This is a genomic window from Leuconostoc carnosum (assembly GCF_014207505.1).
GTDB lineage: Bacteria > Bacillota > Bacilli > Lactobacillales > Lactobacillaceae > Leuconostoc > Leuconostoc carnosum.
Window position 1 is genome coordinate 144,049 of sequence record NZ_JACHGL010000004.1, and the last position, 24,216, is coordinate 168,264.

The following is a 24,216-nucleotide window of genomic DNA, read 5'->3' on the forward strand; positions in this document are numbered from 1 at the left end:
AGTTTAGTAGCGTGTTATCTTAGTTTATACAAGTTAACGTTGTCATAATTTTAAAATATCACGATGAAACCGTCCAAACAAATGTTGGACGGTTTTTCATCACTATGTTATGAAATAACGGAGAGAACCAATGAAATCAGTTGAAGATGCTATTAATTTTATACATAGTCGACCAAAGGGTGGACAAAAAGAATCATTTGCTCGTATGTATGCCTTGTTATCAGCGTTGGGAAATCCACAAAATCAATTGCCACCAGCCATTCATGTAACTGGGACTAATGGTAAAGGTTCGGTATCTACAATGGCGAGCTTTATATTAAAAGCAGCCGGTTATAGGACAGGTTTATTTATTTCGCCCTTTATTGTTGATTTTCGTGAACGTATACAAATAGATAATCAATTAATTTCAGCTGAAGATTTATTGGCCGTTACACGTCAAGCTGCAAATGCTTTAGAAGTAGTTGATCAACAATTAGCACCAGATATACCTACAGAGTTTGAGGTTTTAACTGCTATTATGTTTACCTACTTTTCTCATCAACAGTTGGATGCAATAGTTATTGAAGTTGGAATTGGTGGGTTACTTGATTCAACGAATGTTATGCCCAATTCAAGAGTTGCTATTATTACTAGTATCGGACTAGATCATCAAAATTTGTTGGGAAATACAATCGTTTCTATTGCTAAACAAAAAGCAGGTATTATTCATGATAATATGGCAGTTGTCATTGGGGATCTTCCGGAACAGGCACGCCAAGTCATTGCTGAGCAAGCCAATTCGGCATTGATTCAAGGTGAATTAAATATCTTCAAACAAGGGTTACCGGGAAATTATCAAATTCAAAATACTACAACTGCTGTGGCTGGGGTTCGCGCATTTGATGCTAATATCACAGATGAACAAATTCAACAAGGATTGGATAATACTAAGTTGCCTGCTCGTTTTGAAATGCTAAAACCGGGTGTCTTAATTGATGGTGCACATAATGCACAAGGGCTTAAAAAATTATTTGAAACCTTAAATGTGCCACCATACCAAAAGCAGACGGTTACTTTAATTATTGGTAGTTTAATGGATAAGAACGTGACTGATGAATTTAAGCATATTTTATCCGATCAACGATTTAATATTGTACTAGTCCCTTTTGCTGGACCTAATGGGCGGCACAGTTTAGATATTTTAAAGACGGCTGCAAATTATCGAGTAAGCACAGCTGAAAATTGGCGTGAAGCTTATCAAGAAAGTAATGCTGATTTAACAGTATTTACGGGTTCATTATACTTTGTCAGTGAAATTAGAGGGGAATTATTATAAATGCAAGTCAATGAACGGTTATCCGTGCGCTTAATTTTGAGTGTTTTAGCAATTGGTTTGTTGGGATTTACAGACATTATGTTGGAAACAGCATTAAACGTTAGTTTCCCAATTTTAATGGTTGAATTTAATATTACCTCAAGTACAGTACAATGGCTGACTTCGGGTGTTATTTTGCTAACCAGTATGGTTGTTATTTTATCACCATGGTTAAAAAAACGATTTACAAACAGGAGCCAATTTTTAGTAGCGACTGTAATCTCGATCTGTGGTGTCTTAATTAACGCCATGAGTGGCCATTTTGGTTGGATATTATTTGGTCGCTTATTGCAGGGTATTGGTGGTGGTGTTGGTTTACCACTTATGTATAATGTTATATTCGAACAGGTACCTGAACAGAAACGTGGCACAATGGTAGGTCTTGGCTCATTAATTATTTCGTTTGCTCCTGCAATTGGGCCTGCGTTCGGAGGATTTTTAACTCAGAATTATGATTGGCATATGGTCTTTTGGGTTGTCTTACCCATTCAGGTGGCATCACTTATACTGGGCTGGTTTACAATCAAACAGGTGTCACCATTGACCAAAGAAAAATTGGATTTAATTGGTTGGTTGTTGTTAAGTACATTTTTTATTGCCGGTATATTTGTTATTGAGCGTATCAGTACACATGGTGTAGCTAATTACTTTAGTATCAGTTTATTAATAATTATGGTTTTAGGTCTTATAGGCTATCTAGTCTATGCAAGCCGCGTACGACAACCGTTACTCAATCCTGCTATTTTCCGATTTAGAGTATTTTCTTTAAGTATTATTGCAGCATTTATTACACAGATTGTTAATTTAACTTTTAATTATGCTGTACCAATGGTCTTGCAAATTGTACTTTTTAAAAATTCACAAGTTGCTGGATTGGCATTATTACCAGGTGCTTTGGGTTATGCCATGATGGCAATTGTTTCGGGACGTTTGTATGATCGTTTTGGTGCACGTTTTCCTGTAACCATTGGTTTGGTATTGATGGTTATTGGGACAATTTTAATGGCAAGTATGCCAGTCAGCTTATATGGGATGACATTGAATTTTATGGTTATACAATTAGGCGCTGGCTTCTGGTTTGGTAATAATATGGCTCATGCTGTGAGTCACGTGCCAGTAGAATATCAAAGCGTTGGGAACTCTATTTTTTCGGCAACAAGTAATTATGCTGCTGCTGTTGGTATTGCAATGTCGGCAGGTATTATTTCAATTTTCCAGAAAAACGCACACTCTACAGCAGAAATGATAAACACAACCTATATTGGTTCTCAGTGGGTATCTAGACTAGATGTGATATTAATTTGTTTGGCATCAGCACTATCATTACATGCGCTCATGTCTGTGAGTCGAAAGAATAAATAACGTATCATCTTTTAGAGGTGACATATGACATTACATGAACAAATTAAAAGTTTTTATACAGCGCTTGGTCAAAACGATGATGAAGCATTGCAGACCTTTCGTCACTACTTTCCAAATGATTATGACCTAAATGAAGTGACACACGATATGGCATCAGATTTTATTTCTCATAATCCATCGCTCAACCATGCGCTGCTAATTGGTGTGAACATCGGTAAAAGTGTAGCAACTGCAGTACGTCCTAAATTATTGAGTGCCAAATTTTCGGAAGAAATTGGTTATTATGCGCAACGACAGTTAGGCTATCTACCACAAGAGCAATTGTGTTTAGCACTGTTGGATGCGCAATTAAATGTTATTGGTTGGGAAACATTATTCGTTGGCAGTTTAACAAATGTTCAGGCTTCACCACGTGAAATTTTCCAAAGTGTACTTCGCGCTAATGCATTAGGGTTTATGATTATTCACAACCATCCCAGTGGTAACCTTATGCCATCGGATTCTGATATACGCTTTAGCCAACGTCTGAAATTACTTGGGGAACAAATGGAAATACCATTATTTGATTCTTTTATTGTGACACGAGACAGCTACTGGAGTTTGTCAGAAAATAATCAGCTAAAAAGTATTAAGTGATATTTATGCTATGAAGTAAACAATGAGATTAAGATTATATGGACTTGTTAATTTGACAATTTAATTCGTATGATTGAAGCATAATGAAAGATTGAAGTGATTGTTGTATTGTGATACACTGAACATAGAAAATCTGTTATTTATTTTGGAGGTCAAAATGGTAAAGCGCGATTATACAATTGAAAATGCGAGTGGGCTTCATGCACGTCCAGTATCGCTTATTGTGGCAGCAGCATCGAAATATTCAGAAGTAACCATGAGTTTGTCAAAAAAAGGACAAGCGGTAGATTTGAAATCAATTTTAGGGGTGATGTCCTTATCTATTGGGCAGTATGATGAAATTACAATAGAAGCAACTGGCAGTCAAGCTGAGGAAGCTTTAAATAGTGTCGAAAAAGTAATGGTAGAGAATCAATTAATCTAGAGAAAAATTAAACGGTAATCCGTAATCATACCCATTGAGTTACTACAACTTAATGGGTATGATTTTTAATAGTTGTCATATCATACATAATTATTTTGATATTAAAAATAAAGCAAAAATCAAAAGTGAAAATAGAATACGTATGATTAAGTGAGAGAAAGTTAGTTTACCATGTAACACTTTTCCGTTAATTCCCGCATTCAGAACCAACATAACTAAAGCAATACATATCAGTATTGGCCAAAATAGTGAAGCGCCTAGCACGGTAATAGAAATAATATTAATACAAACTAGCCAAAAAGGGAGCATTTTCAGAGAAGCTATAACAGCAATGGACATAAGCAATGTATACAGGGCGATTAAAAAATTAGTGGCAATTATCATGAATAAAGGGCTCCTTTTTATGTTATATTAATTTAAACATAAGGGGTGTACCCCCGCACAAGGAGGCATAAATGTTTTTAAAAGATTTTTTGATAAAAACAGGTACGAATCGAGATACTATACGTTATTATATTCAACAACAGTTATTAGACCCTGAAAAGATACAAGGTAAATATTATTTCACAACACAAGAGTTTCAAGATTATCAGGATATTATGGCTCTGAAAGAAATGGGATTCTCTATCAAAGCAATTCAAAGTATTAAAAAGTGGCACGACAATAACTGTGGGACAAAAGAACAGTGGGAACATAATCTACAGATAATTGATGAAGAAATAGCTCATATTGAAAAAGAAATTTATATTTTAGAAAATAGAAAACAGCGTTTAGTCCAGGCGAAAGAACAATTAAAAGTGTTGATTTCAAGTAAAACAGTTTCATAAATACGCTAATCTAGCGCTTTTTTTGTCCAGTTAAAACTGGTAAAATAGAATAGATTAAAAATTAATTTATACAATGAGGATAAGATGACAGATAAAAAACCAGCAGTATGGTACGAACATCTTCATACTGAAAAATATACCGGTGCACGCCGTGGCAGAATTCATACACCACATGGTACTTTTGAAACGCCAATGTTTATGCCAGTCGGGACACAAGGTGCGGTAAAAGGTGTTGGTACAAGAGAATTAAAAGATATTGGTTCACAGTTCATTCTGAGTAATACCTATCACTTGTGGGTGCGTCCTGGTGATGAATTAATTGCTGAAGCTGGTGGTCTACACAAATATATGGGTTGGGATCAGGCTATTTTAACTGATTCAGGTGGTTTTCAAGTCTTCTCATTATCTGATGCGCGCAAATTAAAAGAAGAAGGCGTAACATTTCAAAATCATGTGAACGGCGACAAGATGTTTTTGTCACCCGAAGTGGCAATGCGTATTCAAAATAATTTAGGTTCAGATGTCATGATGCAGCTTGACGAAGCCATTCCATATTTTGAAAGTTATGATTATATTAAAGAATCCATGCAACGATCATTACGTTGGGCCGATCGCGCCCAAATTGCGCATAAAAAAGCGGATTCACAAGCTTTATTTGGAATTGTTCAAGGCGCTGGATTTAAAGCTTTGCGTTCAGAATCAGCAAATGGTTTAGTTGGTATGGATTTGCCTGGTTATGCTATTGGTGGCTTATCAGTTGGTGAATCTAAAAAAGAAATGAATCGTGTGTTAGACTTTACGATGCCATTGTTACCAGAAGATAAACCACGTTACTTAATGGGTGTAGCTGCACCGGACTCATTAATTGATTCTGTTATACGTGGTATTGATATGTTTGATTCGGTATTACCGACGCGTATTGCACGTAAGGGAACGCTAATGACACGTTTTGGACGGGTAGTGATTAAAAATTCGAAATATAAAAATGATTTCACACCTCTTGATCCTGATTTGAGCTACTATTCATCGAATCCTATTCGTACAGAACAGTTTGGTAATCAAGCACAATTTGATAACCTTGATTATAATCCGTTCCAGAATTTAACACGATCATACTTGCACCATCTTTTTAATGCAAACGAAATTTTGGGTGCGCAACTGGCTTCTCAACATAACTTACGTTATTTGTTACAGTTTATGGAGGACATGCGTACGGCTATTGAAAATGATGAGTTACTACAATTCCGTGAAACTGTCATGGAAGAATATGGTTATAACAAACCCAACGCACGATTATTTTAATAAGTCTTAAATCTTTGATATAATAGTAGTAAGGTATTTGGTTTTCTAGATACACGTCAGAAAGTAGGAAAGATCCATGAATTTGAATTTGATTCTCCCATTAGTTATCATCGTAGCTATGTTTTGGTTTATGAGCCGCCAACAAAAGAAGCAACGTGCAGCACAGACAGAACGCCAAAATAGTTTAACAAAAGGTTCTGAAGTTATTACAATTGGTGGTTTACATGCCGTTGTTGATAGCGTTGATCAGGTTGCAAAGACAGTTGATTTAGATGCTGAAGGTGTTATTTTAACTTATGAATTGTCAGCAATTCGTACGATAAAGCCACAAACACCAGCAAACACAACTGCTGTTGAAGACTTGAAGCCCGCCGATGATAACAGCGATAAGATTATTAGTGATAGTGACAAACCTTCAGAAAAGTAAGCGATATAGACAAGAGAGCGTAAGCTCTCTTTTTTTGAATGGAAAAGCAACTACACATGATAACAAATTTAAAAATAACGGTTGATGGCGTGGCGTCAAAATTGGCTATGAATTAATTTGTCTTTTAGTTTGTTGAAAATTGATAATAAAGAGAAGCATGCACTAAAACCTAAAATCATGTATGATGAAAATAACAATTTTTTAAGTAAAAGGAGTAATGTGTCAAGCAAATTCAATTTAAAGAAATAGGCTTGATACTGTGATAAATTATGCCAATGCATGAATTTTTTATGGGAATGAATCAACTTGAACTAATCAATCGCGCACCTGGATTTTTTAAATACCAACCACATAATGTGGCAGCCCACTCTTGGAAAGTCGCACAAATTGCTCAATTTTTAGCTGATGTTGAAGAGCAGAATGGTGCGGTTATCAACTGGCAGTCAGTTTATGAAAAGGCACTCAATCATGACTATACTGAGCGCTTTATTGGTGATATCAAAACGCCCGTCAAATACGCGACAGCAACTTTACGATCTATGTTAGCAGATGTGGAAGATTCGATGACAGAAAATTTCATCAAAACTGAAATTCCACAACAATTTCAAACAGCCTACACACGACGTTTAGGTGAAGGTAAAGATGATACGATTGAGGGCAAAATTCTGTCTATCGCCGATAAAGTTGATCTGATGTATGAAGCTTATGGGGAATTGGAGAAATTTAATCCAGAACCGGTCTATGTTAATATTTTTCAGAGTGGGTTAGAGGCGTTGGCAGCATTTAAAGATATGGCAAGTGTGAAATATATTGCCACAGATATTCTGCCAGATATCTTTGCAGAAGAATTTACAAGTAAAGCATTGTTATATGATTTGGCTAAAAGTTTGTTACCAGATTTTACTGGTAAAAAAAGAGATATATAATTGTTTTAGAAATATAATTGTAAGTTGAGTTGAATTGACCTGTCAACTTTGTTAAACTAATAACACAATACAACGTATCAGTACAATAATAGAAAGTGGGCAAAGATGGCTTTTTTAGAACTAAAAAACATTAAAAAATCATATTATCTAGGTAAAGAGGAGTTTCCTGTTTTAAACGGTATAGATTTGTCGTTTGAAAAGGGGGAATTTGTTTCAATACTTGGTGAATCCGGTGGTGGAAAATCAACATTGATGAACATCATTGGCGGATTAGACCGCAATTTTGAAGGTTCAGTGGCAATTAATGGGGAAGCACTTGATCATAAACAAGAGAAAAAGTTAGATGTTTATCGTCGTGAAACAATTGGTTATATTTTTCAAAGCTTTAATTTGATTAATTATCAAACAAACTTGGAAAATGTGGAAACAAGTTTGAATATGACGAGTTTATCAGCTGCTGAGCGAAAGGAACGTGCAACTGAGCTGTTGAAAAAGGTTGGGTTAGGCGAACATATCCACAAGTTGCCTTCACAATTGTCTGGTGGGCAAAAGCAACGTGTTGCTATTGCACGTGCGTTGGCATCTGATCCTGACGTCATGATTGCTGATGAACCAACTGGTGCGTTAGATTCAGTCAACACCACCGAAGTGCTTGAATTATTAAAACAAATCGCTCAAGAAGGTAAGTTAGTCATTGTTGTGACTCACTCACAAGCTGTTGCCGAGTACGGAACACGTATTTTACATATGGCAGATGGTAAAATTGATGAAGAGATACAGCTCAAAGATAAATTTAAAGTGCCAGAAAAAACTGCACGTTTAAATTCTCGTCCTTTGCGCAAATCATCTATCTGGGATATGGCTTTTGACCATTTAAAGTATAAAAAATTACAAAACTTCCTAATTATTCTTGGTTCTGCCATTGGTGTATTCTCCGTAATCCTTTTTCTGGGATTGGGTAATGGTATTAAGGCATACATTACTGATCAAGTCAATTCATTAGTTAATCCAAATTATCAAATGGTGATGCGGAATACGACGACAGATAAGAAAGCTAGTGCTAATGAACGGATGCAAGCAACGATACAAATGCAAGCAACCAATTATACTGCTACAACAATGGACAAGGACATGTTACAACGCTTAAGTGATGTTAAGGGTGTTGATAAAGTCTATGAATGTGGGCAGTTTAGTAATGCAGTGTTTACTTATAACCGTGTCAAGTCAGGCGCTGTGGCATTTCAGTCTTGGACACCGCAATATTCAGATGATATCGTTAAAGCAGGTCATAAACCTAAAGATGGTGAAGTGATCATAGACATTAATTACGCTAAAAAGATTCAAAAAGACTATAAAGCGCTTGTTGGTAAGACGATATCATTTAGTTATATGGCTTTTGATACCAATAATAAGCCAGTCATGATTCAAACCTCAGCTAAAATTTCTGGTATGACTGATGGTGGTCAAAGTGGTGTTATCTTCTCTCAAAATTGGAAAACAATTCAAAATGACTTGCAAAAAAATGGTGCCGCAACAGATGCGAATTATGCAGCGGTTGAAATTAAAGACACTAAAGCCGTTAAAGCTACTATGACACGCATTAACCAAGTCAAAGATGATAATGGAGAACAAACCTTTGTCGGTGTTTCAATTGGTGACGTGTTAAACACAATTAATACGATTACAAGTTTGGCATCTTATGTTTTGGCAGCTATTGCAGGTATTTCATTACTAGTGTCAGCAATTATGATTATTGTAACAACTTATATGTCTGTATCAGAACGTATACGTGAAATCGGTGTACTACGAGCCTTAGGGGCACGTTCAAAAGATATCCGTGGATTATTTACAAATGAAGCGCTGTTAATGGGCATCATTTCGGCTATTATAGGTATTATTATGGCATATGTCGTACAATTTGCTATGAATAGCGCGTTAAAGAGTTTGGTACACTTTAATATTGTGCAAGTCTCCGTTGGGCATGTCATCTTTGCGGTTGTTATTTCCTTAGTAATCGCACTGATTGCCAGTTTTGTACCATCACGACGAGCCGCAAAACTTAATACAATTGATGCTCTAGCAGCTGATTAATTAAGTGTTTAAAAAATGTAGTTTATTCTACGTTTTTTTTGTTACTAAATATTTATTTTATGTTAAACTTATCAGATATGAGAACATTTGTTTCTCTGATTGAGTCAAGGAGACAATCATGTATATTTTAAAAGAACATGCTAAACTATATTGGCGTGATATTCTATTTTCTATTATTGCTGTGGTAATTATGGCAGGGTCCTCGTTATGGCAACCCAGATTATTACAAAGTGTGATGCAAGCCATTATTGCTGATGATCAAGATAAAGTAGTCACTTATGGCATACAATTGATTATTTTGGCAACTATTGGGTTAATCGCTGGTGTGATTAATACAATTTTTGCTGCTAAAGTCTCACAAAGTATTGCAGCTGATGTTCGTCAAAAGGAATACCAACAAATTCAATCTTTTTCGTTCGCTAATATTGAAAAATTCTCGACTGGTAATTTAGTTGTGCGAATGACTAATGACGTTAACCAAGTCCAGCAATTAGTCATGATGATATTGCAATCATTAACGCGCATTCCCATATTGTTTGTAGGTGCGTTTATTCTGGCATTAATCACATTACCACGTTTATGGTGGATTGTGGTTTTGATGGTTGTTTTAATCGTACTATCTTCGCAGTTTATTTTTAAACAAATGGGTAAACTCTTTTTTAAAATTCAACAATTAATTGACCACACTAACACATTAGCAAAAGAGAATCTTCAAGGTGTGCGAGTTGTGAAGTCATTTAACCAAGAAGAAAATGAAACCAAGCATTTTACTGAAAATTCTGATGAATTGACACAAGTGAATACAATCATTGGTTATTTATTCTCTTTAATGATACCGATGTTCATGCTGATTTCTTATTTGGCAATAGGGGCTACTGTTTTGTTTGTCGGTCGTGATGTTGTGAAACACCCGAATGATTTAGCTGCTGTCACATCTTTCATTTCATATCTCATGCAAATATTTTTTGCTATTATGATTGGCGGCATGATGTCGACATTTGCTTCCCGTGGTTTTGTTTCACTCGCTCGAATTAAAGAGGTTTTGGATACAAAGCCAGCATTAACTTATCGAGCTGATGCACCTGAAACTGATTTGTCAGGAGATGTATCATTCAAAAACGTATCATTTACCTATCCAGGAGATGATGAACCTGCACTCAAAAATGTCTCGTTTGAGGTCAAGTCTGGGGAAATGATTGGAATTGTTGGTGCCACTGGCTCTGGTAAAACAACGTTGGCACAATTAATTCCTCGACTTTATGATCCCACGATAGGTGAAGTAGCAGTTGGTGGTACTGATTTAAAAAATGTAAATGAAAAATCTTTACGTGCCGCCGTATCATTTGTTTTACAACGTGCAATTTTGTTCAGTGGTAAAATTGCTGATAATTTAAGACAAGGCAAGAAAAATGCTAGTAGTGAGGATATGAAAAGAGCTGCCTAAATATCGCAAGCTGCCGAGTTTATTAATCGATATGAGGATGGGTTCGATCATTTAGTAGAAGAACGCTCGTCGAATTTATCTGGTGGTCAAAAACAAAGATTATCAATTGCCCGTGGTGTGGTAGGGACACCTAAAATTTTGATTTTAGATGATGCAACATCAGCGCTTGACGCACGTTCTGAAAAACTTGTGCAACAAGCATTAGATAAGGAATTGTCTGGTACAACAGTATTTATTATTGCAGAAAAGATTAGTTCGGTGTTGCATGCAGACCGCATTCTTGTTCTAGATGAGGGTGAGTTGGTAAGTATGGGTAATCATGCCACATTGTTGAAAAATTCACCGATTTATCGCGAAATTTATCAAACACAAAAAGCGAAAGGGGATGATTAATTATGGTAGATATTAAACATGCGATTCAATACTTTGCTAAATATTTAAAGCGGTATTGGTTGAGTCTAAGTTTTGTTGTTGTCATCACGATTCTATCTACCTATTTTCAGGTGACTGCACCAACTTACATGGGAAAAGCAATTACTGAATTGGCTAATTATTTGGCACAATATATGAATCCCGCAACGCGTGCTATTGCTAGTAAAACACCATTTTATCACGCACTTGAAGCTATGATGATTTTCTTTGTTTTGACAGCTGTTACGATGTTTATTTCTAGTTTTTTGTCTTCACGAATTTCTGCTCAAGCATCAGGTCGTATGCGTATTGGTTTGTTTGGTAAGTTGCAACGTATGACGATTAAGTACTTTGATACACATCAAGATGGTGAAATATTATCTTTGTTCACATCGGACTTAGATAATATTTTCAACGCAATGAATCAAGCTATTTTCCAATTGTTATCTCAATTTGCTTTATTTGTCGGTATTATTTGGATGATGTTTAACCAAAACGTTAAAATGGCATGGGTGACAATGGCATCAACACCGGTAGCGATTATTGTCGCGTGGTTTATTATTTCGCAGGCACGACGGTTTATTGATCAACAACAGGATGCTACTGGTAACATGAATGGTTACATTAACGAACAGATTAATGGTGAAAAAGTCATTATTACGCAAGGCTTACAGAGCCAATCTATTGCAGGCTTTTTACCACATAATGAAAAAGTAAAGCAAGCAACTTTCAAGGGCCAAGTCTACTCAGGTATGTTGTTTCCTTTAATGCAAGGACTATCCTTGCTTAATCTAGCGATTGTTATATTTTTTGGTTCGTGGTTAGTTGTCAATGATGGCATGGATAAGGCGGCTGGGTTAGGAATGATTGTTGTATTTGTGAACTATTCCCAACAGTATTATCAACCAATTACGCAAATTACCTCGATTTATAATATGCTACAGTTAGCTGTTACAGGTGCCCGTCGTTTGTCAGACATTCACGGACAAACAGAAGAAAAGAATCCCGTAAATGGGCAATATTTAGATAATTTACAGTCTGATGTTGTGCTAGATGATGTGCATTTTGGATATACTGATGAAAAAGAAATTTTACATGGTGTATCTATTCATGTCAAAAAGGGTGAGATGGTAGCACTTGTTGGTCCAACGGGTTCTGGTAAAACAACGGTAATGAACTTATTGAATCGATTTTATGATGTGAATTCTGGTGCCGTGAAATTTGATAATATCGATGTGAGAAAATTTGATTTAAAATCGTTGCGTGATCATGTCGGGATTGTGTTGCAAGATTCAGTATTGTTTAGTGGCACAATTGCAGATAATATAAAATTTGGAAAACCAGATGCAACAGATGAAGAGATGATTGATGCAGCTAAGCAGGCTAATATTCATACCTTTATTGATAGCTTACCATCTGGCTACGCCACAAAGGTTGATGATGAAAATTCGATTTTCTCAACAGGTCAAAAGCAACTGCTATCGATTGCGCGGACAATTCTGACTAATCCATCGTTTTTAATTTTAGATGAAGCGACATCCAACGTTGATACAGTAACAGAGGCAAAAATTCAGGCAGCAATGGATAATGTTATTGCAGGTCGTACGAGTTTTGTTATCGCACATCGGTTGAAGACGATTTTAGGTGCTAATAAAATTGTAGTTCTGAAAGATGGTCAAGTGATTGAACAAGGATCGCATGAAGAACTAGTTGCTGAAAATGGTTTTTATTCTGAATTGTATCATAATCAAATGGTATTTGAATAAATTGAAAGGCTACGATATGGTAGTCTTTTTATTTTAAATTGTTTCATGTATTTTGTGGTGCTAGTTTTACACACACCGAACAATAGGATGCTTTTAAGTTGGTAACAGGCATTTTTGGCTTATAAGGAGCCTTACTTAATTTATGTTATAATTGTAGTATTGCTATTTATGAGCAGTTTAATGTTCATATAAACTTTGGAGGACACAATGAATATTGGTCTTTTTACGGATACGTATTTCCCACAAGTTAGTGGGGTTGCAACATCCATTAAAACATTGAAAGACGCGCTTGAGGCGCAAGGGCATCAAGTTTATATTTTTACGTCAACTGATCCTAAAGTATCAAAAAACAAGTTTGAACCGCACATTTATCGGTTTTCAAGTGTCCCTTATATTGGGTTTCGAGATAGACGCTTGGCAATTCGTGGCTTAATTCAAGCTGTAGAAATTGCTAAGTCAGTGCAACTAGATATAGTGCATACGCAAACAGAATTTTCGCTTGGTTTATTAGGGAAATTTGTTGCCCGTCAGTTAAAAATTCCAGCTATTCACACATATCATACAATGTATGAGGATTACACACATTATGTTGCTAAGGGATTACTTATTGGTCCTAAAGGAGTTGGTACCTTAATGAAAGCTTACATGCTCAGTCTTGATGGCGTTATTGCGCCATCTCAACTCGTGCAAGAAGCCTTAATAAGGTACGGGGTTAAGACACCCATTCGAATTATTCCAACCGGCGTGTCTTTACCAAGTTCAACAGCAGGTAACCAAGATTTACGACAGAAATTTGGCTTCACACCAGAACAACCTGTTATTTTGTCACTTGGTCGCTTGGCATTTGAAAAAAATGTTGCTTTAACAATTTCAGCTTTTTCAGAACTTTTGCAGACATATCCTGATGCACGCCTTATTATTGCCGGTGATGGACCTGCTCGTCATGCGCTTGAGGAGCAAGTTAATGAACTATCTTTAAATGCTCAAATTACATTTGTTGGCATGGTAGAACATTCTGAAATTGTTGATTATTATCAAATGAGTAATGTTTTTGTGAGTTCTTCAGATACGGAAACGCAGGGTCTAACTTTTATCGAGGCTATGGCAGCAGATCGTCCTTTTGTGGCAATACATTCGCCATATTTAGATAATTTAGTCGATAATGATGCCATTGGTACACTTGTTTCAGATTATGATGAGTTAATGGTTGGCATTGAAAAGTATTTGACACAACCATTGTCAACTTCTGATAGTATGATTCGCCAACAAAAAATGAAGGATGTTGATGCAAAAACGTTTGCTAAACGTGTATTGAGCTTTTATGAAGATGTATTATCTGATTATCATCAGACAGATGATGTTGAAGATGAATATCCAACTGATGATGAGGCTGGCTACATGAAGCGTATTTTGCGCAACCCTTTCAGGAGAAATTAATTGAAAGTCTTACTTTATTTTGAAAACCAAAAACTAATTGCTAAATCTGGTATTGGTCGTGCGCTTAAACTACAACAAGAAGCCTTGTCCGATACTCAGGTTGAGGTTACTATTGATCCCAAATGTAGGGATTATGATGTTTTACATATTAATACTTATGGTGTAAAAAGTCATTACATGGTTGACCATGCACATAAAATGGGAAAAAAAGTTGTTTACCATGGTCATTCGACTTACGAAGATTTTCGTAATTCATTTACTGGATCGAATGCGATTGCACCTTTTTTTAAACGCTATTTAGTTTCTTTATATAAAAAAGCAGATGCTATTATCACGCCGACACCCTATTCGAAACAGCTGTTACGTGGTTATCAGCTGGATCAACCAATTACACCGATATCAAATGGTATTCCACTAGATAAATATCGCCAAAATATCCAGAAAGTTAAACGGTTTCGTGAGTATTTTGACCTATCTGATGATCAAAAAGTTATTATGAGTGTTGGCTTGTTTTTTGAACGTAAAGGCATCTTAGATTTTATTGAGCTGGCTAAAAGACATCCAGAACTAGTTTTTATTTGGTTTGGTTATACTGATTTGCGACTGGTACCAAAAAAGGTGAGTCGTTTGATTAAAGGTGATCATCCCAGAAATCTGATTTTTCCAGGATATATTACTGGCGATGTTATTCAAGGTGCATACCAAGGTGCAGATTTATTCCTTTATCCATCATTTGAAGAGACTGAAGGCATAGTTGTACTAGAGGCTTTGGCATCAAAACAAAAAGTATTAATACGTGATATTCCAGTTTACAAGAATTGGTTACAAGATGGTGTGAATAGCTATAAAGCAGCTGATATAGATGAATTTGAGTCTAAAATGATGCAGATTTTAAACGATGATTTACCAGATGTCAGTCAAGCGGGGTATGAATTAGCAGTAGCACGTGATTTACCAGAAATTGGGAAACAATTGCAACGTGTTTATGAGGCAGTTTTGCAAGAATAGCGGACTGTCAGGAGTGAAAATATGTCTAGAACTGATAAGATATCAGCGGCAATTGTTGTTTTATTAACAGCTATAGTCGTCTATTTTTTAACAAATGAATTGCGTGGCAGAGGGCATCAGTTAGAGATTGCGTTAAAACATTTAAATTGGCATTGGTTGGTTGCTGGATTGTTAGTAATGATCTTATCAATTTTCCTAGAAGCAGCAGCCACTTATGCATTGCTGAAAAAAAGTGACCGCCGCAGGACTTCTCTTTTATCTGTGCTACGTGTACCACTATTGAATTTATTAGGGACTGGTTTAACACCTTTTGCAACAGGTGGTCAGCCAGCACAAGTATATGGTTTAGCGCGATCTGGTATTGATTCTGGTAGAGCAATGTCAGTTATTCTGATGAAATTTTTAGTTTATCAAGTGGTTGTCGTTTTATTTTTTATAATTGGCTATTTTACGGCTGAACATTTTATCTATGCCCAAGTTGATCCAACTTTTGCAACATTTATTCCCTTAGCAATTGCGATTCATGCTGTTGTCATTATTGGTATTGCATTAGTAATGTTTTGGCCAGCCTTAACTTTACGTTTGGTGGATGCTGTGTCACCACTTATTAGAAAGTTTATGTCACGTGAGCGACATGCAAGAATGATTATCACTATCAAAAGAAAAATTGATAATTTTCACCAAGAATCAAGACGTGTTATTAGTAGTTGGGAGTCTTTGGTTGGTGCAACAATATTGACCATATTAAAATTACTTGTTTTTTATATGATTCCTTATTTTGTTATTCGAGCTTTCGGCTATTCTAATGTCAATCCTTGGCTAATTGTGACGATGAATATTATGATTGTTATGGTGATTTCCCTTTTTCCAATTCCAGGTGGTGTTGGTGGGGCAGAGTTAAGTTTTCAACTTCTATTTTCACCATTTGTTAAAAATGGTGCGACATTAATACTTGTGATATTATTGTGGCGCTTGATAACTTATTATTTTGGCCTGTTTGCTGGTATTATTGCATATATAATTCCCGCAAGACATCGTATGAGGATTAACAATGACTGATAAAAATGAACGTCATACAAGTGATTTAAAACAAATTCTCAATCGGTTACGTGCTATGATTGATTCAACTGATAATCAACATCAAATTCGACGGTTTGATGCTTTTGGTATTGAGGCAGTGCAGGTTGAATATGATCAATTGACTAAAATTTGGACCGTGCACGAGCACCGTGAAGTGCGTCAATTTCAATTTGATGACATTGATTTAGTTGCAATCGAAATATATGATGTTTTACACGATTTTAAACTGATATTTTAGTGAAGACGTTCAACTATTAATAATCTCATTTTTTAGTGATTTAATGTATCTATGCGAAGGAAATCAACATGCTAAACCTCCTCAAAAGAATTCCCAAACCAAGTACTTGGTGGCAAAAAATTAAACGAACGATGGATATTTCAGCGCCATTAGTATGGTTTTTTATCTTGAATGTTGTTTTAATTTGGGTTAAAACATTTGTGAATTATCACATGAATTTCAATTTGGGTGCCGAAGGGTCAACCCAACAGTTTTTACTATTTTTCAATCCTATTCCAACAGCAATTATTCTGTTAAGTATTGCACTTTATTTTCGAGGCTCTGTTAGTTATTGGATTGCTATTTTATTTAATTTTATACAATCTCTTTGGTTATTTGCCAATATTTTATATTATCGTGAATTTTCAGATTTCTTATCAATGGGTATTTTAGGTTCTGGTAGTTCCACGGGGAATAACCTTAGTAAATCAATTGCAGCTATCATCCATTGGTCAGATTATATGATCTTCATTGACATTGTTATATTGGCTTTGTTGGTGATATTTAAGCAATTAACTATTGATAAAAAGGGTGTTCAAAAACGTTTTGCCATGTTAACCACAGCACTAGGTATTGTACTAATGTTTGTTGGTTATGGCATTGCGTCTACGAATCGTTCGGGTCTACTGACACGTTCTTTCGATAATAATTACATCGTAAAGTATCTAGGATTAAATGAGTACGCCGTTTTTAATGGTATACAGACCTATAACCAGACTGAGAGTCGTAAACATGCAAAACCAGCTGACTTAGAGAAAATTAAGCAATTTGTTTCAAAGCAAAAACTACCAGATGATGTACAGTATTATGGGACACAAAAAGGAAAAAATGTTTTTGTTATTCATTTGGAATCATTTCAGCAATTTTTAATTGATTACAAAGTCGAAGGACGCGAAGTAACACCGAACCTCAATAAATTCTATCATGATCAAAAAACACTAAGTTTTGATAATTTTTATCATCAGGTGGGTCAGGGTAAGACTTCGGATGCTGAAATGATGCAAGAAAACTCATTGTATGGTTTGTCAACTGGCTCTGCGATGGTTAAATACGGGACAAACAATACATTTGAATCTATGCCGGCTATTTTGAGCCAACGTGGCTATACAACAGCTGCTTTTCATGGTGACGTGGCAACTTTTTGGAATCGTGATAATACTTATAAATCATTTGGTTATAATTATTTCTTTTCTAAAGCCTACTATCCTAATGCTAGCAAGCCAAACTTTAATGTTGGGTATGGTATGAAAGATAAAATTTTCTTACGAGACAGCATGGAATATGTTGAGCAACTGCCACAGCCGTTTTATGCCAAGTTAATCACTGTCACAAACCATTATCCTTATGACTTAGATAAAGAGAATATTGATTTTCCGGCTACCAAGACAGGAGATAAAACTGTTGATGGTTATGTTCAGACAGCGCATTATTTAGATCAAGCTTTTGGTGAATTGATGAATTATCTGAAAAAGGCTGGTTTATATGACAATTCAATGTTTGTCCTGTATGGTGATCATTATGGTATTTCTGAAAACCATCAACCAGCTATTGCACAATTATTAGGTAAAGATAAAGTATCTAATTACGACTTAGCGCAATTTCAAAAAGTACCATTTATGATTCATGCCAATGGGTTAAAGGGTGGCGTTAATCACACATATGGTGGTGAAATTGATATGCTACCAACATTGCTCGATTTGCTTGGTGTGCCAGATGACAACATGACAATGTTTGGAAAAGATATGTTATCGCCAAAAAATGATGGGATTGTGCCATTTCGTGATGGTGATTGGATTACGCCAAAGTATATTAAGTACAATAATCAGTATTTTAATACAGAAAATGGTCAACAATTGACGTTGCAGTCAGATGATGATCTCAAGAAGACAGCTGAAAAAGTGCAATCGCATGTTGATAAAGTGCTTGATTACTCTGATTCTGTGATTACAGGTGACTTATTGCGTTTTGATAAGTCGCGATCTGATTTCCACGCAATAGATAAAAAAGATTATAGTTACAAAAAATCTGATGGTTTATCTGCTTTGCAAAGAGCACAAAAGACTAACCCTTCTAGTGCATTAGCCAAAAATAAATCAAAATCCACACTTGATCTCTATAAAACGGATGCGCCAGAGTTAGCGCCTTCATCTTCTGATGAGAATAGCAATGCTAGTTCTTCATCAAAATAAAACGAACAAACAACTAAAACGTTTGTTCGTTTTTTAATATATTAGAAAAACAACTATATACAGGGCAACTATCATGATATCATGCGTTATTTATCATATGATAGTTTTATATTTTGTGAGCGAAGGAAGTTGATAACAATTTTAAATGAGATTGAAGGCACAAACGCGAAAATTTGTTCGTTTTACTGTATAATGTAGGAAAGTAGATGAAAGAAGAGAACTATGCGTGAACATGTTGCTGACCACGGCTTCGAAGTGGTTTCAAAATATCAGCCAACAGGCGATCAGCCACGAGCCATTGATCAACTCGTGAGAGGTATTAATGCTGGCGTGAAAGAGCAAGTTTTACTTGGTGCTACGGGAACAGGGAAGACTTTCACAATTTCTAATGTCATTAAAGATATTAAGAAGCCAACACTGGTATTGAGTCATAATAAGACCTTAGCTGGTCAACTTTATGGTGAGTTGAAAGAGTTTTTTCCAAATAATGCGGTTGAATATTTTGTGTCCTATTATGATTATTATCAACCAGAAGCTTATGTCCCTAGTTCTGATACATTTATTGAAAAAGATTCAGCTGTCAATGATGAAATCGATCAATTACGTAACTCAGCAACTAGTTCGTTGCTATCAAGAAATGATGTCATTGTTGTGGCATCAGTTAGTTCTATTTTTGGATTAGGTGATCCGCATCAGTACCAAGAACATGTGATTAATTTACGTGTAGGAAATGAATATGGTCGTAATCAGTTAATGATGGATTTGATTAACGTTCAGTTTACGCGAAATGATATTGATTTTCACCGTGGTACTTTTCGTGTGCGTGGGGATGTTGTGGAAATTTTCCCAGCATCTGAAGATGAAATGGCATTACGCGTTGAATTTTTTGGAGATGAAATTGATCGTATTCGTGAAATTAATTCATTAACGGGGGAAACATCATCTGAGCGTGACTATGTTGCAATTTATCCAGCTAAACATTTCATGACGGATGATGATCAAATGTCGACTGCTTTGGCCGGCATTACTGAAGAAATGAATCAACAAGTGGCCTTATTTGAAAAAGAGGGCAAGTTAATAGAGGCTCAACGTATCAAACAGCGAACAGAGTACGACTTAGCAATGTTAGAAGAAATGGGATTTGTCGGTGGTATTGAAAACTATTCGCGTTGGATGGATGGTCGCCAAGTTGACGAACCGCCATTTACTTTGCTAGATTTCTTCCCAGATGATTTTCTCGTAGTGGTCGATGAGAGTCATGTGACCATGCCGCAAATTCGTGGTATGTTCAATGGAGATCGGGCACGTAAAGAAACGTTAGTAAATTATGGTTTTCGTTTGCCATCGGCACTTGATAATCGACCACTGAAACTGCCTGAGTTTGAACAGCATGTGAACCAAATTATTTATATGTCAGCGACACCAGGTGACTATGAATTAGAACGAGTGACGAGTGATCACATTATACAGCAAATCATTCGACCCACTGGGTTATTGGATCCAGAGGTTGAAGTACGGCCTGTTATGGGACAAATTGATGACTTGGTAGGTGAAATTAATAAACGTGCACAAAAGGATGAACGTGTATTTATTACAACCCTAACTAAGCGAATGGCAGAAGATTTAACTGATTATTTAAAGGACATGGGAATCAAGGTAGCCTATTTACATGCAGATATTAAGACGCTTGAACGAACTGAAATTATCCGTGATTTACGTTTAGGTAAATATGATGTGCTGATTGGTATTAATTTATTACGTGAAGGTATTGATGTACCTGAAGTGTCCTTAGTTGCTATTTTAGATGCCGATAAGGAAGGCTTTTTACGTAATCCACGTTCTTTGATTCAGACGATAGGTCGTGCAGCCAGAAACTCGGATGGCCATGTGATTATGTATGCTGATAAAACGACTAGGTCAATGAAAGAAGCTATGGATGAAACAGCCAGACGACGTGAAATTCAAACACAATATAATGTTGAACATGGTATTACACCAACAACAATTAAAAAAGATATTCGCGATTTGATTTCCGTACGTACAGATTCAACTGATAATCAAGAAGTGATTGATTTGACACAAGTTGCTTTCAAAGATTTGCCAAAAGATGAACAAATGAGTATTATTGGTAATCTTGAAAAGCAGATGAAGGCTGCCGCCAAGTCACTAGACTTTGAAGAGGCGGCACAGCTGCGCGATAATGTGATGGAATTAAAAGCTGTTTTGTAAAATTATCAGAGTTACTGAGTTAGCAGTCAAAATAAATAATAATTTGTAATAGAACAGATAATAAAATTTAAGATAAGGAAGTGCGCTGATAGCGATGAAATTAGTCGTCGATGCGTTAAACATATGGCAAAAACAAATATTGAAATACGTGGTGCTCGCGTCCAAAATTTAAAAAATATTGATGTTGATATTCCAAAAGATAAATTAACTGTGGTAACTGGACTTTCTGGTTCAGGTAAATCATCTCTAGCTTTCGATACACTGTATGCGGAAGGACAACGACGATATGTTGAAAGTTTATCATCATATGCGCGTCAGTTTCTTGGTCAAATGGATAAGCCAGATGTTGATTCAATTGATGGCTTATCACCAGCTATCTCAATTGATCAGAAAACAACATCTAGTAATCCGCGTTCGACAGTAGGAACGGTGACAGAAATTAACGATTATTTCCGCCTGCTGTATGCTCGAGTTGGACGACCAGATGACCCTAAAGATGGGACAAAAATTATGATAACCATTGATCAAATGGTTGAGTATACCTTGAATCAGTTACCAACTGGTACCCGGTTACAAGTTTTTGCACCAATTATTATGGGTAAGCGCGGATCACACGAATCAGCATTTGATAATATGCGTAAGCAAGGGTATATTCGTGCTCGAGTGGATGGTACTATTATTGAATTAGACGATCAAGAAAAATTATCGTTAGAAAAAAGCAAGCCACATGACATTGACGTGATGATTGATCGTATTGTCTTGCGCGATGATTCACGATCACGTTTTTTTGATTCCATGGAGGCAGCCATACGTTTAACTAATGGGTTAGTGCAACTAGATATTGTGACACGTGGGGATGAAGCAGCCATTGAACCATTGAAATTCTCTGATCATTATTTAGGTGATTTGAGAGACTTTAGAGTGGGCCGATTAGAGCCAAGATTGTTTAGTTTCAATGCACCTTTAGGTGCGTGTGAATTTTGTCAAGGACTTGGTGTAACGCGGGAAGTCGATATTGAATTAGTCATTCCTGATAGCAAAAAAACATTACGAGAAGGGGCAATTGCCCCATGGAACCCTATTTCATCAAATTATTATCCTGAAATGTTACATCAATTTGCGGAACAGTTTGATATTAATCTGGATATTGCATTTGAATCATTACCTAAAAAAGATCAGGATTTAATTCTAGAAGGTTCCGGATCAAAATCATTTCACTTTCATTATCAAAATGATTTTGGTGGTGTACGTGATGTTGACATACCTTTTGAAGGGGTCATTAAGAATATAGCGCGTCGATTTAATGAAACAAATTCTGACTTTACACGGGATCAAATGGCGCATTATATGACGGAATTGACCTGTCAGGCATGTCAAGGATATCGTTTAAATCCGGCAGTACTCTCTGTGAAAATCAATGGGCAGCACATTGGTGAAGTTTCAGAAATGTCAGTTGATAAAGAATTAGCATTTTTTAATGCGATTACATTAGGCGAACAGGACACAATAATTGCCGCACCAATTATTAAAGAAATAAAGGATCGTCTCGGCTTTTTAGAAAGTGTTGGTTTGAAATATCTGACGCTTGCACGTTCTGCGCGTACGCTATCAGGTGGAGAATCACAACGTATTCGTTTAGCCACACAAATTGGTTCTAATTTATCAGGCGTTTTGTATGTATTAGATGAACCCTCGATAGGGCTACACCAACGCGATAACGATATGTTGCTCTCAGCGATGCAGCATATGCGTGATTTGGGTAATACACTTGTTGTGGTTGAACATGATGAGGATACCATGCGCGCTGCAGATTATTTAATTGATGTTGGTCCTGGTGCAGGCACTTTGGGTGGTGAAATTGTTGCCACAGGTACACCAGATGAAGTAGCTAATAACAAGTCATCATTAACTGGACAGTATTTATCAGGGAAAAAATTTATTCCTGTACCAACTAAGCGGCGTAAAGGAAATGGTAATTTTGTCACAATTAAAGGTGCTAAAGAAAATAATCTCAATAATATTACAGTGAAATTCCCATTAGGTAAATTCATAGCCGTTACAGGTGTGTCTGGATCTGGCAAATCAACGCTGGTAAATCAGATTTTAAAACGCGCACTAAAACAAAAAATTAATAATAATTCTGAAAAACCAGGTCGCTATCGAGCCATTGAAGGTGTAGAAAACATTGAACAGGTCGTTGACATTGATCAATCGCCTATTGGACGTACACCTAGATCAAACCCAGCGACTTATACGGGTGTTTTTGATAATATCCGTGACCTGTTTGCACAAACAAATGAGGCAAAAATGCGTGGCTACAATAAGGGGCGCTTTTCGTTTAATACAAAAGGTGGGCGTTGTGAAAATTGTCATGGTGATGGTGTGATTAAAATCGAAATGAACTTTTTACCAGATGTCTATGTTTCTTGTGAAGTTTGTCATGGGACGCGGTACAATTCAGAAACACTAGAAGTGACCTATAAAGGGTTGAATATTTCACAAATATTAGATATGTCAGCTTCCGAAGCTTTGGAATTTTTTGCTCCTATTCCAAAAATTGCGCGTAAATTACAAACAATTAATGATGTTGGTTTAGGATATGTCAAATTAGGACAGTCAGCCACAACCTTGTCTGGTGGTGAGGCACAGCGAATGAAATTAGCATCTGAATTGCATCGCCGTACAAACGGCAAAACAATTTATATTTTAGACGAACCAACGACGGGGCTGCATGTTGATGATATTTCTCGATTGCTGACAGTATTGCAACGTTTGGTTGATGCTGGTAATACAGTTGTTGTGATAGAACATAACCTAGATGTCATTAAATCAGCTGATTGGTTGATTGATATGGGACCCGAAGGTGGTGTTGGTGGGGGTAATGTTTTAGTTTCTGGAATACCTGAAAAAGTAATGAATACAAAAAATTCATACACGGGTAAGTATTTAAAGCAGGTTATTGAACGTGACTTAGCACGCGCAAAATAAACATGTGTAAAACAAAATGCCCACAGAATAATATTCTG

The 24,216-nt window shown here is 36.2% G+C and carries 17 protein-coding genes and 1 pseudogene; all 18 read left to right on the plus strand.

Annotated elements, in window-relative coordinates; all coding sequences use genetic code 11:
* The first annotated feature begins 130 nt into the window (after window positions 1-130).
* The 18 genes and pseudogenes from HNQ98_RS05820 to uvrA all read left to right on the plus strand — a co-directional run bounded on the left by HNQ98_RS05820 (window position 131) and on the right by uvrA (window position 24,178).
* Window positions 131-1,315 carry a bifunctional folylpolyglutamate synthase/dihydrofolate synthase gene (locus HNQ98_RS05820; RefSeq protein ID WP_135197719.1) on the plus strand — a complete coding sequence of 395 codons (1,185 nt, stop codon included), beginning with the start codon at window positions 131-133 and terminating at the stop codon, window positions 1,313-1,315.
* The gene (locus HNQ98_RS05825) at window positions 1,316-2,716 is read left to right on the plus strand and encodes an MFS transporter (RefSeq protein WP_135197718.1); all 1,401 of its coding nucleotides are present in this window, start codon (window positions 1,316-1,318) and stop codon (window positions 2,714-2,716) included.
* A 24-nt stretch (window positions 2,717-2,740) separates the two neighbouring features.
* On the plus strand, window positions 2,741-3,352 hold the full coding sequence (locus HNQ98_RS05830) for a JAB domain-containing protein (RefSeq protein WP_135197717.1): 612 nt from the start codon (window positions 2,741-2,743) through the stop codon (window positions 3,350-3,352).
* 157 nt (window positions 3,353-3,509) lie between these two features.
* The gene (locus HNQ98_RS05835) at window positions 3,510-3,776 is read left to right on the plus strand and encodes an HPr family phosphocarrier protein (protein ID WP_135197716.1); all 267 of its coding nucleotides are present in this window, start codon (window positions 3,510-3,512) and stop codon (window positions 3,774-3,776) included.
* A 455-nt stretch (window positions 3,777-4,231) separates the two neighbouring features.
* The gene (locus HNQ98_RS05840) at window positions 4,232-4,603 is read left to right on the plus strand and encodes a MerR family transcriptional regulator (protein WP_135197715.1); all 372 of its coding nucleotides are present in this window, start codon (window positions 4,232-4,234) and stop codon (window positions 4,601-4,603) included.
* Window positions 4,604-4,687: 84 nt separating this feature from the next.
* Window positions 4,688-5,905, plus strand: coding sequence for a tRNA guanosine(34) transglycosylase Tgt (gene tgt, locus HNQ98_RS05845; RefSeq protein WP_135197714.1), 1,218 nt, complete (start codon window positions 4,688-4,690; stop codon window positions 5,903-5,905).
* A gap of 76 nt (window positions 5,906-5,981) precedes the next feature.
* The gene (gene yajC / locus HNQ98_RS05850) at window positions 5,982-6,332 is read left to right on the plus strand and encodes a preprotein translocase subunit YajC (protein WP_014974751.1); all 351 of its coding nucleotides are present in this window, start codon (window positions 5,982-5,984) and stop codon (window positions 6,330-6,332) included.
* A gap of 269 nt (window positions 6,333-6,601) precedes the next feature.
* Window positions 6,602-7,258, plus strand: a complete 657-nt coding sequence (locus HNQ98_RS05855) for a YfbR-like 5'-deoxynucleotidase (RefSeq protein ID WP_135197713.1) — start codon at window positions 6,602-6,604, stop codon at window positions 7,256-7,258.
* A gap of 105 nt (window positions 7,259-7,363) precedes the next feature.
* Window positions 7,364-9,349: an ABC transporter ATP-binding protein/permease gene (locus tag HNQ98_RS05860; RefSeq protein ID WP_135197712.1), complete on the plus strand. Its 1,986-nt coding sequence runs from the start codon at window positions 7,364-7,366 to the stop codon at window positions 9,347-9,349.
* 118 nt (window positions 9,350-9,467) lie between these two features.
* Window positions 9,468-11,186: pseudogene (locus HNQ98_RS05865) on the plus strand (ABC transporter ATP-binding protein).
* 2 nt (window positions 11,187-11,188) lie between these two features.
* A complete protein-coding gene (locus HNQ98_RS05870; RefSeq protein ID WP_135197710.1) occupies window positions 11,189-12,970 on the plus strand; it encodes an ABC transporter ATP-binding protein in 1,782 nt (593 codons plus the stop codon).
* A gap of 207 nt (window positions 12,971-13,177) precedes the next feature.
* Window positions 13,178-14,407, plus strand: a complete 1,230-nt coding sequence (locus tag HNQ98_RS05875; RefSeq protein ID WP_014974746.1) for a glycosyltransferase family 4 protein — start codon at window positions 13,178-13,180, stop codon at window positions 14,405-14,407.
* Entirely contained in the window at window positions 14,408-15,415 is a 1,008-nt protein-coding gene (locus HNQ98_RS05880; RefSeq protein ID WP_135197709.1) for an LTA glycolipid anchor biosynthesis glycosyltransferase, IagA/BgsA family, read from the plus strand. It abuts the gene before it with no gap.
* 21 nt (window positions 15,416-15,436) lie between these two features.
* Entirely contained in the window at window positions 15,437-16,474 is a 1,038-nt protein-coding gene (locus tag HNQ98_RS05885; protein WP_184284964.1) for a lysylphosphatidylglycerol synthase transmembrane domain-containing protein, read from the plus strand.
* On the plus strand, window positions 16,467-16,733 hold the full coding sequence (locus HNQ98_RS05890; protein WP_014974743.1) for a YkuJ family protein: 267 nt from the start codon (window positions 16,467-16,469) through the stop codon (window positions 16,731-16,733). The genes HNQ98_RS05885 and HNQ98_RS05890 overlap by 8 nt, the downstream gene beginning before the upstream one ends.
* Before the next feature lie 68 nt (window positions 16,734-16,801).
* A complete protein-coding gene (locus HNQ98_RS05895) occupies window positions 16,802-18,961 on the plus strand; it encodes an LTA synthase family protein (protein WP_135198188.1) in 2,160 nt (719 codons plus the stop codon).
* 222 nt (window positions 18,962-19,183) lie between these two features.
* Window positions 19,184-21,190, plus strand: a complete 2,007-nt coding sequence (gene uvrB, locus HNQ98_RS05900) for an excinuclease ABC subunit UvrB (protein WP_014974741.1) — start codon at window positions 19,184-19,186, stop codon at window positions 21,188-21,190.
* Between the two features lie 123 nt (window positions 21,191-21,313).
* Window positions 21,314-24,178 carry an excinuclease ABC subunit UvrA gene (gene uvrA, locus HNQ98_RS05905; RefSeq protein ID WP_135197705.1) on the plus strand — a complete coding sequence of 955 codons (2,865 nt, stop codon included), beginning with the start codon at window positions 21,314-21,316 and terminating at the stop codon, window positions 24,176-24,178.
* Window positions 24,179-24,216: the final 38 nt, after the last annotated feature.